The sequence below is a fragment of the Candidatus Zixiibacteriota bacterium genome (genome assembly GCA_040752815.1).
GTDB lineage: Bacteria > Zixibacteria > MSB-5A5 > GN15 > FEB-12 > JAGGTI01.
The window spans coordinates 14933-30099 of sequence record JBFMGC010000032.1; the positions used below are offsets into that span (position 1 = coordinate 14933).

The following is a 15167-nucleotide window of genomic DNA, read 5'->3' on the forward strand; positions in this document are numbered from 1 at the left end:
GATAAGACAGGGTCTCTCCCAACGTAGGCCGCGCGGCGATAGACGTGGAGTCTCGTAGGGCGAAACCCCCATGAATTCGACAGCAAGCTGCCGCGAGAAATCGATTGCCGTGCTCGCGCTCGACCCGGGGCTTTGACTTGCGCGGCCACTCCCGCTACGCAAGGGGGCAGGACCCAATCAGGCTAATGCCATTCCCACTCGATGAACGGCTTGTCAATATCGACCATGGCGTTGACCACCAGTTCCACCAGCCCGCCGTACAGGATATTGCAGCGCTCGAACAGACCGTACGCGGCAAACATGTCGCGCATCGCCCCCTTGCAATTCGAGCAGGGCGCGCAGACATATTTTTTGTGCTCCGGTTCGATGATGTCCTGAAACACGTCGAGTATCTGCCGAAGTTTGGTGCGGCTCGATATCTGGTTACGGAAATCCGGAAAGTTCAGGTCCTTGGTTATGGCAAAACCGCTCCCGCCGCCGCAGCAGTAGTTGTTCACGCCGTGCGGTTCCATCTCGCGAAAACGGTTACTGACCGCGCGAAGCACCTCTCGCTGCGGCTCGACGACGCCCATCAGTCGGACCAAATTGCACGGGTCGTGCAGCGTTGTGGTCATATCATCATTCCGCGATGCATCCAGTTTTAGGCGCCCGCTCTTGATGATCTCATGCAGCAGTGTCATCGAGCTCTCACGCGGGATGTTATGCTCGCCGGTGAACACCCGGTCGGCGATAACGGTCAGCGCCTTGTGGGCGTGGCCGCATTCGCCGATAACGATCTTCTTTACTCCCAGCCGTCGCGCAACCTCGGCATGCTGAAGCGCGACCTTGGCGAACTGCACATCGTCGTACCAGACGCCGTAATTGACCCCGTCGTAGGCGCACAAATCACTCGACAGTGTGTAGCTGATACCGGCCGCCTCGAGAATAATCGCAAAAGCTTCGGGATTCTCCGGCCAGGCGAGAAATTCACCCGCATTGTGGATGAGCAGAATGTCGGCGCCGGCTTTGTCCATCGGCCATTTGAACTTCATGCCGGTGCGTTCCTCGACCTCCTCCTCGAGAAACTCGACATTGTCGAGAAACGGCGTCCGCGACATACCGGTGCTGGAGCCGGTCCGGAGTTGGTTCACCGATCCCTTGGCGTGCAGCGGTTCGACCGTGATACCCATCTCCTGGCTGAAAATCTTGCGCAGCTCGCGAGTCACCAGGCCGTTGTCGACACCGATCGGACACGACTGGGCGCACCGTCGGCAGACCGTGCAGCGATAGCTCAGTTCCATCAGGCGGGCGATCATGGTCCACGACGCATCGATATCGTTGCCGGAGAGCTTCGCGAAAAACTGCCCCCCGGTCTTGACATATTTCTTGTAGAGTCGCCTGAGGATATCGGAGCGGAAGGTGGGGCGATAGATGTCCAGTCGGCCGGATTCGTTGTATATCGGGCAGGCCGCGGCACAGGTCTGACACTTGGCGCAGAACTCCATGGTCAGAAACAGCGGCTGCATAAAGGTCCAGTTTTCCTGGCGATCAAAGAGCTTCTTGAGGCCGGAGAGAAACTTCTCCACCAGCACCCGCTTCTCGTCCTCATTTTGCGGGCGTGGAAACTTGAGAGCACTGACGCCATCCAGATCGCTCTCGAGCTTTTTCCGGTTTTCCTCGGACAACCGAGTAAACTTCGGCTGAATATCGAGCTTATCATAGGGCGGAGGGAGCAGCAGAAAGTGTCCGGGGTCAAGTTCGACTAGTTGCCCGGTCCGGCGGCAGAAGTCCCTGATGGTGATCTCGTCTTTACTCATTGCCTTGTTTCTCCCAGTCGGTTGCCGCCTCGGCCCAGGTGCCTTTCTTGATGTGAGGTGCCGCCCACGAGAGCTTGTAGCCGAGTGCCTCGGTGACCGCCTTTTCTATCTTGCTGCCCCGGATGTTCGGATGATCTTCCCAGCGGACCGTGTGATACGTAAAGTACTTGCCAAACATGTGAGTCATGTGTGTAAACGGGGAATAGAACAGCAGAGCGATTACAATCCATCCCAACGCCGTTACCGATCCCGGCAACGCCGGCGCCGGCTGAAAAGTAATCATGTATTGGACAAAGCCGCGCATGTGCGTATAGCCGGGATCGACTGTCAGCCAGGCCACCAGGCCGGCGACAAAGATCGCCAGCAGGAAGATCAGGTTGAAATAATCGCTGCGAACCGACGCTTTCCTTAGTTCGTTCCCAAAAGTTCTCGCTGCCAGCAGTCCCACCGCGCCGATCGCTCCCAGTATCCAGCCGGCCGAGCCGGTAACCAACGTGAGATAGTGTACGCCCGGGCCCACCAAACCAGCTGAACCCGATGCAATGTCAATTCCGACTGCGCCCAGTATCGCCCCCATCAACAGGAGCGCCATGAATACTACCAGGCAGTAGAGGCCGAAATGAAACGGAAACGACGCGTACCAGAGGCTCCGGTTGTGGTGGAAAAGCGACTGCACGAACAAGATCTCAGCGGCCATCGCCTTAATCTCGGCGAGCCGCGAAAAATTGCTGGGTTTGGTCCACCAGTCAACTTCCTCGAAGTAGGAGCCGCCGTACGCCCCTTTTCGCTTTTCATGGGGAATGGGATAAAGATCCCAGCGGATGTGAATAGGCATCCGCGCGATCTTGATCATTTTGGCCGCCAACGAGACGGCAAAAAATACGACCGCGACATAGCCTGCCAGTTGCAAAGCGTTCATTTTGGCTTTCCGTGTTCTTCTATTTCGACAATCTCCAAGCAACCTCGACTCAGCTCCCACCGAAAACCGCGGTCCACGGGACCGTAACCGGCCTACCGGAGCGGCGGAGCTTGAGAAAAATATCACAAAGTAAGCGAATACTAACAAACTTGAGGGGAGGTGTCAAGCTATTTAGGAAGGTGCCACCACGCCAGTTATAGCGCCAAATTCTAACGCAAATTGTAAGGCGGACTTGCTTCAAGTCCGCCAGGCCGGGCCATGTTGCGGTAGATCGAAACCAGACCTCCCCTCCCAAGCAGGGTTTGAGTTGTCAGGCAGGGGTCGCCCGACAGCAGATTGTGCCAAGGACTTCTTTAACAGTCTCCATGCCGACAGGGACGCCCGCCACGCGTGCTTCTCGATGTTACCGCAACCGCGTCAGGGCCCGGAAAAACGGTTGCCAGTCCTCGACCATCACCGGTTTCTGGGCGAACAGAGCGGCATCTTCGGTACTCAGCAATTCGCGGTCCACAATTACAAGCAGCACGTTCTCATCAAACCAGGAATCGTACATGGTCCAATAGCCGCCGCTGCCCTGGCCGGATCCCCACGAGTTTTCCACTTTCCATTTTCGGGGACGGCCCGATTCAGTAGTATCCACCGCCAGGAGCACCATAGCGTGATTGGGCGACGTATCATGATAGCTGATCCGGTCCGCCTTGGTCGTGGCAAAATCGATTCCGAGCGAGATGCCGTAGTCCCAGATGCCGGCGGCAAACATGCCGCTGTCGCGGTAGTTGTCACGGCCGACATCGCAAGCGAACCAGACGATCTGGCTGTCGCGAATCATCTTGAAAGCGTAGTCCTTCAGCACCTCGATCGGCATGTTCAAAACCTGGAGATCGGTCCGCTCGAAAACGTTGCGCCCGCCGGACAACTGGTACAGTGTGCGATCTTTCATGGCCGGATTATGAGACAGTGCGACGTACTCTCCGGACATATCGCCGTAGAACTCCTGATAGAACGTATGCGGTGTATAGGTGTGGTCGACCAGTACTTTGGTCTCGCTGGTATCTTTGCCTTTGGTTGTATCCGCTTGCGCTGCGGAATCGACTGATAGCCCGAGTACGGAGCTGTCCTTCTTCGATTCCTCGTAACGAAATACGAACTCTTTTGGCGGGCGGCCGTAGGCGCAAACGAGCAAACGGTACACGTCGGCGAGCGCCTGCTCTTTGTATCGCCTTAGGTCCGACTCTTTCTTGCCGGATTGGTGCATGCGCCTGATTTCGGCGGTTGCCTTACGCAGAAGCGTGCTGAGCAGTTCGGTAGTGCGAGCGGTCGATGAGGACTGTTTGGTTTCGGGCATCGCCGACGCCGGCACCACGCCGTACTTCTGTATGAGCGCCTCGAAATACTGCCACCAGCCGCCGTCGCCCACCGGATCTTCCAGCCACATCTGGAGCGAGCGATCGTTGATATCGCGTGCGCGCAGCTCGATCATCTTCTCAAGGAGTAGATTACTTTTCTCCAGCTTATCCCAGAAGGCGAGATACGCCTGAGACAGACCGAAATCAGACAACTTCAGTTTGGTCATCACCCGCGGCGTAACCACGTTGGCGCCGGCGAACATCCAGCATCGGCCGCTGCTTTTCTGATCAATTATCTTGGTTCCCTTGAGCTCAAAATTGAACTGGCTGTTGTGTGAGCGGATCAGTTCACGATTCAGAGAGATGTCGCGCAGGTCGTTGTTGGTGGCGGCGTTGACAATGGGGGTGAGCGAGGGATCGTCGCCGATATCCTTTTCAAACCGTGCAATAAGATCCTCGCTGATCGAGCCGTATGGCTCGGCGAATGCGTACGCAGGTATGGTTATCGCGAGCGCGATAATCAATATCGACAGATTCAGCTTGGACATCGGGTGTCTCCTGTGGTGATAGTTCAAACTACCTGGATAATACGATACGGATCGGCCTCCCACAACCGATCTTGTCGCGAAGCAACTACAGTCTGGGGGAGGCTGATCAGGGCTTGTAGGTCGGGATGCTCGTCATCCCGACAATCCCACTTCTGCCGGCCACAATTCAAACTCCGATTGACAGGCGCGGCCTGATCCACGTTACTGAACATCTACCTATGCCCGCGCTTACTTCCAGGAGCCTTGAACTCCTGGCCGACACCGGCCTGTTCTACGCAGCCGCTATCTGGGGCGCGACCTTCTTCATGGTGAAAGACGCCCTGTCAGGAATCGATCCGATTGTCATGGTCGCATATCGCTTTCTATTGGCCGGGTCGATAATGGCAGTTGTGGTCCGTATGACCGGGCGTGACATCCGCCGCGATTTCAAGGCGAGCTGTCTGCTGGCGACAATGCTCTGGTTCCTGTACGTGCCGCAGACAGTCGGGTTGAAATACACAACCGCGTCGAATTCCGGGTTTATCACCGGCCTGTTTGTGATCTTCGTGCCAATCTCCATGCGCTGGCTGTTTCACAAGCGGCCGTCGATTATGGAATGGGTCGCCTGCGGCGTGGCGCTGATCGGACTTTGGATTCTGACCGGCGGCCTGACCGATATCAATGTGGGCGATATCCTGACTCTGGCCGCCGCAGTCACTTACGCTCTACACGTGCTGTACTCTGACAAGTATCTTCGCCTGGGAGCTGACCCACTGGTCATCTCATGCCAGCAGTTCCTGCTGGTGGGTTTGCTAAGCTTAGTCACGGCATTTGTGTTTGGTCTGGATATGAGAGTCCACACGCCGGCCGCTGCCTGGACCACTATCTTTCTGGCGCTTTTTCCCACGTTGACGGCATTCGTCATCCAGATGTGGGCGCAGCGCATCACGGCGCCGGTTAAAGTGTCACTGATCTTCGCATTCGAACCGGTATTCGCCGGGTTGTTCGCGTGGACACTGGGCGACGAACCGCTGGTCGCTCATCGGGCTATCGGAGGACTGTTTATATTCGCTGCTTTGGTTGTATCAGGACTGCCGGCTCCGCGCAGACGACAATAATCTGGCAGCCCACATCTCTGCTGTGGGTTGTGCTCATCTGAACGGAACTTCGGAACGAAGTCTTGTCGTCAAAACCACGTCTCGCGCGTTCGCGTTCGACTCAACGGTTTTGACCTACATTTCTTGTCGCCTCCACGGTACCCCACCCAACGGGTGGGATTTTGCGATGATCACTCGAACTCCGCCAGCCAGCGGACTGCCCCCAGCTCTACTATGGTTGATCTGCCGTGCGTGCGGCAGACAAGGGTCGCATCAGAATCTTCACCCACCGCAAGCGGACTGATGAGAAAGCCGATCGCACAGTCATTGCGGGTGGAGGTGCGCCGCGTCCAAGCAGTCGCATCGTAGCTTGACAATCTCTACACGCTATGTAGGTGCAGGTTGAGATCGCCACGCCCCGTCCGCGAAGCGCGGTCGGGACTCGCGATGACGTATCCGACGGTATTTCAACACTCCACCGGCGGTGGGGCGCCGTGGAAACACGCCGCTGACCCGGCCATAGCTGTCCGCTAGGTGAACTTGAGCACCCTCGGTTTGACTAGCCGCTCAAAGTCGCTGTAGGCAAGTTTCACGAGTTCCGTGTGAGTGCCGGCGTTGAAGGCAATCTCTACGTCTTTCGTCAAGCGGTCGGCCACCACTACCTCAAGACCGTAGAGATTTCCGAACGGTGGCATTGCTCCAAGAGCGCACCCCGGGAAAACATCTCGGAAATCCTCCTCGGTGGCAAGTTCCACGCGCTCGGCGCCGAGGGCCGTCTGAAGCTCCTGAAAGTTGATCCTGTGAGTGGCAGGCAGCACCGTCATTGTCAGCTTGCCGTCGGCCTTGACCAACACTGTCTTGGCCAACTCCTTAGCGGGAATGTGGGCCGAAGCGGCAATCTCGTGGGCTGTGTAGGCCTGCGAGTGAGTGACGGTTACATACTTGACACGGTTGCGATCCAGGAAGTCCTTCAATGTCGAGGTTGGCATAGATACCTCCTATCAAAAGGACATGTGTTCGAACTGCCATGTGCTAGAACAATGTACAGTTTCTCCGCCTGCCACGCAAGTACCGCCGCCGCTGCGATGTCTTACAAACACTCCGGTAAACCCAGCGTCGGACCGGTTATGAAGAGGTAATCGATCAGAATGGTGATATCGCCGATCGAGATGTCTTCGCACGACGTGGTGGTCCCGCCGGACTGGTTGACATCGGCCTCAGTCAGGCACGGGATTATGCCGGCGCATGTGCCCGAAATGAATTTGGCGTCGATCATGACCGTAACGTCGCCAATAGTCGGCTCGTCACCCCCCTCGCCATTGGCGTCGCCCACGCGGCCGGAACAACAGTCTGCTGCTGCCGGCCCGCGGAAAAGCACTACCCGGCCACGGTAGCTGTCGTAGCCGTGACCTCCCGCTCCGAAAGCAATCTGGTCACTGCCGTAGTCGGGCCACAGAAACACAGCCTGGCCCGCCTGTTCCTGGGCACCGTCGCCATAGATCGTGGTATCGACAGACACCGCGACGCCGCCGGCGAACAAAATCGCCCCGCCCGCGGCCAGACCGCGATCGTTGTTGCCCGGCATCCCGGCTATGAGATCAGCTATGCCGTCGGCGGTGACATCCACTCCGGCGGCCACCGAGAAACCGAGCAGGTCCTCGGCGGCCCGGCCCAGGTCATAGTTGAAATGTGGTGTCGAGTTTATGCCGGGGCCTCCGTCAAATACATACATGCGCCCGGCCGAAAATCCGCTGATTACGTGCCCGTCGGTGCCCATGATTATGTCGTCGTAATCGTCCCCGGTAACCTCGCCAGATGCCAGACTCCAGCCGTATTTCTCGCCGGCGATTGGCCCCTCAATAATCAGATCATCGATCGGGTCCGCCGATGCCCCACCGTAGAAGAGATAAATCCTTCCGGCGTTGAGATTGGCGCCGTCGTAACTGTACGCACCTACCGCGATATCGTCGCCGCCGTCACCGTTGAAGTCTCCTCCGGTCAGCGCGAAACCAAACCGCTCGCCGTCGGCCTCCCCCTGAAGCACTTGATCAACCACGAAGTCCGGCGAGCCGCTTCCGTAATAAACGTAGGCTCGGCCGGCATCAGTGAAAACCCCCCAGTCTACTTTGTAGGCGCCGACAACGATATCGGCGACGCCATCATCATTGAAGTCACTCGAACCCACCGCAATGCCAAAGTAGTCGGAGTCGGCCTCCCCGAAGAAGATGTGATCGACCACCGAATCGACCTGAGCGGCGCCATAGTACAAATAAACAGCTCCGGCGTTATTCGCCGGTTGATCATAGAACGGAGCGCCGACTAAAAGATCCTCCGCGCCGTCGTTGTTGAAGTCCCCTGCCGAGGCCAGCGCCTTGCCGAAAAACGAACTGGCGACCCCAACAAAGTGCAAGTCCGCAACCGTGTCCGCCATTGGGCCGCCCAGGTATAGATAGACCTTGCCTGAAGATGTGCCGTTCGCGTCCGACGCCGGTGCGCCTATCACCAGGTCCTGGTAACCATCGTCATTGAAATCAACCGTGCAGAAGGCGCTCCCAAACTGGTCCCCCTGCATTTCACCGTAAATGGAGCCTGCCGGTTCGTACGGCCAAGCCGCGACAGGGAGAAACAGAACAGCCGCAATCGACATCAATTGGCGTGTCATGCCGGTACACTACAGTTGTCGTATGCCAACAAAGAAGAGATGAACGTCGCTCGAGGTCCATCTCTTCGCCGGCGAGTAAAAGGCTGTCGCTATCTACGAACAGCCGAAACTGACCACAGCCATTACTTGATCAGTACCATCTTCTCTTTGACAGTCTGACCGGCTGCTTCGACCAGATAGAAGTAAATTCCGGAAGATACCGCGCGGCCCAGATCGTCCGTGCCGTCCCAGGTGACCTGCTGTTCCCCTGCGGCCATAGCCTGATCGCTTACCAGTGTTCGCACCCGCTGCCCCAGCAGGTTGACCACTGCGACCGAAACCGGCAACTGGTCTTTTAGCGTAAAGGAGATGCTGGTAACCGGGTTAAACGGGTTTGGAAAATTGCTCACGCCGCTGATCGGTTGGTCCGAAGCCCCCACCGGCTGACCGGAGCGAACTTCGATAGTCTCGCAGTCGGTGGCGATCGCCCCGCCCGACGTGGCCGTAACGCAAATCGTGTAGGAGCCGGCCGGTATGAAGGGCGGTACCGGGAAGCGCCACTCGCGGGAGACGGTCTCGCCTGCTCCCAGCCGCACGGGCAGGGCGATGACATCGAAAAGGTCATACCCCTCGATATCCAAACCCAGTTGAATCACCGCGTCCTCGTCGCCGCAGTTGGTCAATTCGAAATACGCTTCCCCGAAAAAGTCACCCGCACCCGTGTAAATGACATCGGACAACTCGAGATCGACTTCGACACACTCGCTGCTGAGCGCCATGGCGAATTTGAAATTCTCCGCGCCGGCTGCCGGAGCGCCGGGGCTTTCAATGATCGTGGTCGACGCGCAGTCGCTGGCCATCGCCTCTCCCAGCGTGGCATCGACACAAACCCCAAACGTATAGCCGACAAAAGCCGGCGGCGCCGGGTAGAGAAATTCACGAGAGATCGTCTCGCCGGCGCCCAGACGGACCGGAATGTCGTCGATCACAATAGTTGGCCCGGCGGGAATCTCAAAAGTGATTGAGAGCAAGGCAGTGCCAGCCTCATCCCCACAGTTGGATAACTCAAAGTATCCCTGGCCGACCTCGCCCGCAGGAACTTCGGGGGTCAGCTCAATATCAAACTCCAAACAGTCGGCGGCGTATAGGGCAGGGCTCGCAGTGGCGAGTACAGTCCCAAGTAAGCCAAGCATAAGACTACGTTTCATGATTAACACCTCGTTTTTCCCTGATCACGTCCGGGCCGAGGCAGGCGGCAAAAACAAAGCGGCCAGACTCACGGAGGTCTGCCCCGACCTCGTATCCCTATTAGTATATGCAACCAGACGATAGTTGCAAGAAAAATCTGGCGAAAGCCGTGATGACATTGACTACTGTGACCACGAAGCAGTCTCAAATTGTCATTGTGCTGTCATATACCATCACCGGTCGTCCGGTTTTATGGCGACAAACTCATTGGTTGTATTGAGGTTGACCCTTATTGCCGACGCAGGTAGCTTGCGAGCATACTGAAAAGGCAACAGAGGCCTTATGCCGGTCGAACGAAAACGCCGAGAGCGGAACGAAAGCGCCGCGGCTGATATCAGCCGCAGGAACTTCCTCGGCGATTCTCTCCGCGCTCTCGCCGGCGCGGCGCTGCCGTGGCCGCTGCTGTGGCTCGACGGATGCACGCATCCGCCGCTCCTAACCGACCGAACCATCCCCCGCGTGCTGGCCGATTTGCATGTCCACGCCGGCATTAACCGATGGAATCGCCAGACGCCCCTGGGGCTTCAGTACCCCGCCGTGGCCAAGCTCGCCGAAGTTACGTTCAATCGGTCAGGCATGGATTGGAAGGACTGCTACGAGGCCGGGGTCGACCTGATCTGCGCCACCCACTTCAACGTGTTCGACGAGTGGCTATCGATGCCGACCGACCCCGATCCCGACGCTCCGGCTCACACTCTACGTATGCTCGACCTGCTCGAAGAGGAGCTGCAGACAACCGCGGCGCCGTATGCGAAGCTGGCCACAACCCCCAAGCAACTGGATGCGCTCCTGGACACCCCCAAGGAGAGTCTCGAGTGGCGGGTGGCGGTCATTCATACGGTCGAGGGCGGTCACGCGCTGGGCGGGCGCCTCTACGCGGTCGAGCCGCTGGCCCGACGGGGTGTCGCCATGATCGGCCTCACACACTTTTTCAACAAGGGCGTGGCCACATCGGGCAACTCGTATCCGTTCTTTCCCGACGCCAACTCCCCCTGGCCCGCGCTCGGGCTGAGCGAGTTCGGGCGGGACCTGATTAAAGAGGTCGAGCGCTGCGGAGTAATTGTCGATGTCATCCACGCCACCAACACCGCGTTGGAGGATATCTTCAAGGTGGCGACACGACCAATGGTGGCGTCGCACTCGAGTGCGCGCACGCTGGGGGATCATCCGTATTCGCTGATCGATGAACATCTCGAGGAAATCGCGCGTCGCGGCGGGCTGCTCGGTATCATTCTGGATCCGTACCTGCTCGGCAATTACGCCACGCTGTTCGATGCGGAGAAAGAGGGGACACTTCGCGATGTCGTTCGCACGGTCGGGTACCTGGTCAAGCTGATCGGCCACGAGCACGTCGCGATCGGCACCGATTTCGGCGGATATATCACCCCGCCGAAAGACATGACTCGCGTGCAGCAGATCGGCCGTCTGCACAGGCTCCTGCTCCACGAGTTCGGCGATCCGAATCTGGTCACCGATATTCTCGCGAATAACGCAATTAGATTCATCATGGCTAACTGGAAGCCGTTGGTCTGATATGAAGAGAAACCTGTCGCGGGCATCGGTTGCACTCCTGGTGCTCATGGTGATCATGAGCCGGACCGTTTCAGCGTGGGACAAGAACGAGCACCGGGTGCTGGCCGATTCCGTATTCGCGACTGTGATGCGGGAGTGCGGGACGCAATCAAGCGATGGTAACTATGTCTTGGGCGGCGATGAAACGAGTGTGGACATCGCACCAACGGCATGGAGCGGCGCCACGTTCGGTGAGCGAGTCGCGTTCTACGCCTCCGACGACTTCGACCGTTCCCGCTTCCACAAGCGCGGACAAAGCATTCAGCAGCAACTTCGGTCGGTGGATCTCCCGACGAGCGGCTCGGACGCGCACGCACGACATGACAATGTAGTCGCCGCCTACCTTACCGAGCACCTTCGCGCGTTGCAGCTTGCCTCAGAAGCCGACCCCTCCGACACCCAGGCAGCCAACATGCTCATTTACGCCCTTGAGCGTGAGGCGGCCGCCCAGGGCTTTCTGGCCGACGCGTTTTCATCAGGGCACCTATTGTCGTACCACGAAGGACTACTGACTTTTCTGGCCCGGCGAAACCGAATCGAGGCCCACGACTATCATCGTAATCGCGGCGCTTATGTCATCAACAGCCGCGGCGAGGTGTGGCAGACCTTCGGCGACGGCCTCCTGCACTGGTATCCCCCCACGTATGAACACGCGTTCGAGGCGTGTGCGACATCACTGCGAGAATTGCTCGTCGTCTGGTATGTATCATCGGGTCGCGAACTGCCGTCCGGGCTACGGTCATGGTTGGGCGCGGTTGGACCTGACCGGGCCGCCCAGGATGTGATCGAACTCTGGCTGGGCGATAACAGCGGCCAGGAGTATTACGCCGAAGTGCGGCTGCCGGCGCTGCTGCTTATACCGATGCCCGTATCGGCGACCTGGAGTTTCCGCACCGACCAATTTGATGATCATGGCGCCAGGGTGCGGCAACACTTCCCGCAACTGCGTGAGCCGGGGTGGCATGATCCCGTAACGTTTGAAATTGACCCGCGGTACTTGTATCCACGCGAATCCGTTCCCGATTGGATGGTGCCCGAGCCATTACGCAACTCGTCTCCGACTGCGGCAAGCGAGTTCGTACGCTCCAATCCGGACTGGGCCTCGGTTCGGTATGTCCAGGCGCGCTCCGCTCCGCCGAGCTACAAGGGCGCGCTCCTGCAGGTGGGTGGACAGGTCACGATCCGTGAAGGTCGCGGCCACACCGGCGGAACTTTCGGCCTCGGATACGGACTTTGGGATGATCTGGTGTTCATCAAAAACGTTTCGCTGTGCGCGACCTTCATGCCGTCGTTCCATGAACCGAGTCACCGCCTGCTGGCAGGGTCGTTCGAGTTGGGCTTCGACCTTCCGGGCGAATCCTGGCCCAGGGCGCTGCGTCTCGAATCCGGAGCAGCGGTTGGCCTGGGTGAGGATTTCGACGATTTCGGTGCCCTGTTCGCGGTCGGTCTTGACTCTCCGGTCATGCCGCTAAGTTTCACCTATGCCGGCATTACCTGGCGCCTCAAATATCAGTGGTTTTCGCTGGACTCCCCAGTCAGCGGCCCGGCTTTGGAGATGGTGCTGCAATAGGATGTCCGGTCAACTAGCCGGTCATTTTTGCCCGCACCAGCTCTATTTGCGCCAGGGCCGCTGTCACCGCGTGCTCGACTCGCAGTGTCCATGGGCCGAGCGTAAAGGAACGAAACCCCAGCGCGAGCATCAGGTCCACCTCGAACGGCACCCAGCCCCCTTCCGGGCCTACCGCCACAGTCACTTCGCGTGTTGAACGGACATACACGCTGTCAATAGTCACGGCAGTCACCGGGCTGCAGAGAAGCCGCAGTGGTGGTCCGGAAGGAACGTCCGACAACAACGTCAGCTCCTCCTCGAAAAAGCGGCGGAAGCGATCATGTACCTGAACAAGCGGCAGCCGGGTCAGCTTCCCCTGCGACAATCCCTCCAGAAGAAACGACAACTGGTGTTCAGGTTGAATCAACGGCGACTGAAAATAGCTCTTTTCCACTCGATTGGCTCTGATAAGATGCAGCGACCTGACCCCCATCATGGCGCTCGTGATCAGTATCTTCTTCAGTGTTTGCGGCCGCGGCAAAGCGCAAATCAGATCGATCTCGAGTGCGGGCGGCGCTGCCTGAGTCCACCGGCTGCACTGCATCAGCACTTCATCCGGTGTGACCCGTGCAACAACCGCGTTGCCGATTGGACCGTTGACAAGGCCAGTCTCAAGCGTATCCCCCTCCTTGAGTTTCAGGATCATTCGAATGTGCTCGGCGCGCTGGTCGCGCACGACATAGTTATGCTCGTCGACGCGGTCGTTGTCTGTCAGGATGATCAAGTTCACTTGTGGTCGCGATCCGGCTCAAACGGGTGGCTGAGGTCAAAATCAGGGCGGTAGCTGTGCGGGCTGCCCAGTTCCTGTACCCAGCCGCGCCAGAAACCGAGCCGCTCGAATTCCTCGATCACGGCCTCATACTCGTCGGGGTGCAGCGTTCGACCTAAAAGGGGGTGATTTCGCACCGACGGGGTCGGATAGTACTGAGACATGAGCGAGATGTGCACCGATGGCGACAACTCCTCCGCGATCCACCTGAGCACCGCCCTGGAGTTTTCAACCTGACCCGGAAGTACGAGGTGCCGAATGATCAGTCCGGACTTAATAACATCTTCGTCGTCCAGATAGATATTCGCCCCTTTTTGGCGGTACATTTCTCTTATGGCGGCGGTGGCGATCTCGGGATAGTTCCTGGTATCGGAGTACTCCCGTCCCAGCTTCTCGTCCATGTACTTCAGATCGGGAAGGTAAACGTCGATGATGCCCTCGAGTGATCGGACAATGTCGACTCTGTCATACCCGTTGGTGTTGAACACGTACGGCTGATTGTGCCCGCGCGCCCCGAGCCGGTCGATAATCTGCAGCATTTGCGGGATACAGTGCGACGGTGACACAAAACCTACCCCTTTGGCGCCGCGCGCCAGGACCGACTCAATCTCCGTGACTACCTCATCGAGCTGTGTCAACGACCAGCCGCGCGAATCGACCCTCGAGATTTGATAATTCTGACAGTATATGCATTGCATGTTGCAGTGCGAGAAGAAGATGTTGCAGATACCGTGATGGCCGCTGAAAACCGGTTCCTCGCCACGGTGGGCACAGATCGACGAGATCATGATTTCGTCGCCGCTCTTGCACCAACCGAGCTTTGCGCCGGTGCGATCCGCCCGGCACTCGCGCGGACAACAGATACAGTTGCACACGTCGATCAGGTTACCCTGACCCGAATCCCGGCCCGGCCCCTTTCCGCTCTTGTCATCGTGAGTCATGTTGCCTCTTGACGGGGACTGTGCCGGGCACCGGCTCGAGCTTGTCCGAATAGATGACCTGGCGAACATCCGCGCGCGTGAAAATATGCGGGCTGCCGCACTCGGCCCCATGGTCGGGTGTGCATACCAGAAACGAATCCGATTCGAAAATGGCCACAACCAATTCAGGCGGGCCGTCCTTGGTCAGGACGGCACAAGTACAACCGACTTCGACATAGAGCGGCGGCTGCCAGCGATAGGCCGAATTGGTGCGAATGGCCCGTATCCGCCGTCGCGACACCGGCGCCTGGTATACGCGTTCCAACTTGGCGCGCAGGGTCTCTAATTGCTCATCACTCAACATACGCTCGGACTCGGTTTGCGGCGACCTTGTCGTCAGGCCGCCGCGGTTCGGAACTCTCTTGCTCGATAGAAGATCACGGTGGAATCCGGTCCACGCAATGGCTTTTTCGCCCTGGCGCTTCTGCGAAAAGACTTGTACTGCAGGTGGCTCGACGGTAGAATGACGCTGAGATTTGCAATCGTGGGCGGCAGACCTCCCGGTCTGCCCCATCTAGTGTCTTGTCCCGTCAATTGCTTTACATAGTCGGTTGATTTTTCCGAGGATGGAATCAGCTGTGGCGGTCCAGACAAAGGGTTTGGTCGTGGCATTGTAGTGAGCAATGAAGGTTTCGATGTGGGACACGAGGGTCTTGACGTTGT

At 58.1% G+C, this 15167-nt stretch carries 13 protein-coding genes; 3 read left to right on the forward strand and 10 right to left on the reverse strand.

Going from position 1 to position 15167, the window contains the following annotated elements; translation table 11 throughout:
* Window positions 1-182 precede the first annotated feature (182 nt).
* The 3 genes from AB1772_08865 to AB1772_08875 form a co-directional block, all read right to left on the reverse strand.
* Window positions 183-1796, reverse strand: a complete 1614-nt coding sequence (locus tag AB1772_08865) for a (Fe-S)-binding protein (GenBank protein ID MEW5796460.1) — start codon at window positions 1794-1796, stop codon at window positions 183-185.
* Window positions 1789-2715 (reverse strand): respiratory nitrate reductase subunit gamma, encoded by a 927-nt coding sequence (locus AB1772_08870; GenBank protein MEW5796461.1) that lies wholly within the window; start codon window positions 2713-2715, stop codon window positions 1789-1791. The genes AB1772_08865 and AB1772_08870 overlap by 8 nt, the downstream gene beginning before the upstream one ends.
* 403 nt (window positions 2716-3118) lie before the next feature.
* Entirely contained in the window at window positions 3119-4609 is a 1491-nt protein-coding gene (locus tag AB1772_08875) for a C1 family peptidase (protein MEW5796462.1), read from the reverse strand.
* Window positions 4610-4827: 218 nt separating this feature from the next.
* Here AB1772_08875 and AB1772_08880 point away from each other — a divergent pair, with 218 nt between their 5' ends.
* The gene (locus AB1772_08880; GenBank protein ID MEW5796463.1) at window positions 4828-5706 is read left to right on the forward strand and encodes a DMT family transporter; all 879 of its coding nucleotides are present in this window, start codon (window positions 4828-4830) and stop codon (window positions 5704-5706) included.
* A 509-nt stretch (window positions 5707-6215) separates the two neighbouring features.
* Here the strand turns inward: AB1772_08880 and AB1772_08885 are convergent.
* The 3 genes from AB1772_08885 to AB1772_08895 form a co-directional block, all read right to left on the reverse strand.
* Window positions 6216-6674 carry a YbaK/EbsC family protein gene (locus tag AB1772_08885; GenBank protein MEW5796464.1) on the reverse strand — a complete coding sequence of 153 codons (459 nt, stop codon included), beginning with the start codon at window positions 6672-6674 and terminating at the stop codon, window positions 6216-6218.
* A 101-nt stretch (window positions 6675-6775) separates the two neighbouring features.
* Window positions 6776-8347 carry a hypothetical protein gene (locus AB1772_08890; GenBank protein MEW5796465.1) on the reverse strand — a complete coding sequence of 524 codons (1572 nt, stop codon included), beginning with the start codon at window positions 8345-8347 and terminating at the stop codon, window positions 6776-6778.
* Window positions 8348-8469: 122 nt separating this feature from the next.
* A complete protein-coding gene (locus tag AB1772_08895; GenBank protein MEW5796466.1) occupies window positions 8470-9534 on the reverse strand; it encodes a FlgD immunoglobulin-like domain containing protein in 1065 nt (354 codons plus the stop codon).
* Window positions 9535-9856: 322 nt separating this feature from the next.
* On the opposite strand from AB1772_08895, the gene AB1772_08900 reads away from it, so the two are divergent.
* Window positions 9857-11107 carry a membrane dipeptidase gene (locus tag AB1772_08900; GenBank protein MEW5796467.1) on the forward strand — a complete coding sequence of 417 codons (1251 nt, stop codon included), beginning with the start codon at window positions 9857-9859 and terminating at the stop codon, window positions 11105-11107.
* A 1-nt stretch (window position 11108) separates the two neighbouring features.
* Window positions 11109-12716 carry a hypothetical protein gene (locus tag AB1772_08905; protein ID MEW5796468.1) on the forward strand — a complete coding sequence of 536 codons (1608 nt, stop codon included), beginning with the start codon at window positions 11109-11111 and terminating at the stop codon, window positions 12714-12716.
* A 13-nt stretch (window positions 12717-12729) separates the two neighbouring features.
* On the opposite strand, the gene AB1772_08910 is transcribed toward AB1772_08905, so the two are convergent.
* From AB1772_08910 to AB1772_08925, 4 genes are all read right to left on the reverse strand, one after another.
* Window positions 12730-13485, reverse strand: coding sequence for an RsmE family RNA methyltransferase (locus AB1772_08910; protein ID MEW5796469.1), 756 nt, complete (start codon window positions 13483-13485; stop codon window positions 12730-12732).
* Entirely contained in the window at window positions 13482-14465 is a 984-nt protein-coding gene (locus AB1772_08915; protein ID MEW5796470.1) for a radical SAM protein, read from the reverse strand. The genes AB1772_08910 and AB1772_08915 overlap by 4 nt, the downstream gene beginning before the upstream one ends.
* Window positions 14452-14808: a hypothetical protein gene (locus AB1772_08920; GenBank protein MEW5796471.1), complete on the reverse strand. Its 357-nt coding sequence runs from the start codon at window positions 14806-14808 to the stop codon at window positions 14452-14454. Before AB1772_08920 ends, AB1772_08915 begins: the two co-directional genes overlap by 14 nt.
* A 210-nt stretch (window positions 14809-15018) precedes the next feature.
* Window positions 15019-15167: IS630 family transposase (locus tag AB1772_08925; GenBank protein ID MEW5796472.1), on the reverse strand; the 149-nt coding region annotated here is incomplete at its 5' end.

Bases quoted from the DNA above. Each gene is read 5' to 3' on its own strand.
- AB1772_08915 (MEW5796470.1), bottom strand. From the start codon at position 14,465: ATGACTCACGATGACAAGAGCGGAAAGGGGCCGGGCCGGGATTCGGGT.
- AB1772_08890 (MEW5796465.1), bottom strand. From the start codon at position 8,347: ATGACACGCCAATTGATGTCGATTGCGGCTGTTCTGTTTCTCCCTGTC.
- AB1772_08870 (MEW5796461.1), bottom strand. From the start codon at position 2,715: ATGAACGCTTTGCAACTGGCAGGCTATGTCGCGGTCGTATTTTTTGCC.
- AB1772_08895 (MEW5796466.1), bottom strand. From the start codon at position 9,534: ATGAAACGTAGTCTTATGCTTGGCTTACTTGGGACTGTACTCGCCACT.
- AB1772_08875 (MEW5796462.1), bottom strand. From the start codon at position 4,609: ATGTCCAAGCTGAATCTGTCGATATTGATTATCGCGCTCGCGATAACC.
- AB1772_08885 (MEW5796464.1), bottom strand. From the start codon at position 6,674: ATGCCAACCTCGACATTGAAGGACTTCCTGGATCGCAACCGTGTCAAG.
- AB1772_08880 (MEW5796463.1), top strand. From the start codon at position 4,828: ATGCCCGCGCTTACTTCCAGGAGCCTTGAACTCCTGGCCGACACCGGC.
- AB1772_08905 (MEW5796468.1), top strand. From the start codon at position 11,109: ATGAAGAGAAACCTGTCGCGGGCATCGGTTGCACTCCTGGTGCTCATG.
- AB1772_08900 (MEW5796467.1), top strand. From the start codon at position 9,857: ATGCCGGTCGAACGAAAACGCCGAGAGCGGAACGAAAGCGCCGCGGCT.
- AB1772_08920 (MEW5796471.1), bottom strand. From the start codon at position 14,808: ATGTTGAGTGATGAGCAATTAGAGACCCTGCGCGCCAAGTTGGAACGC.
- AB1772_08865 (MEW5796460.1), bottom strand. From the start codon at position 1,796: ATGAGTAAAGACGAGATCACCATCAGGGACTTCTGCCGCCGGACCGGG.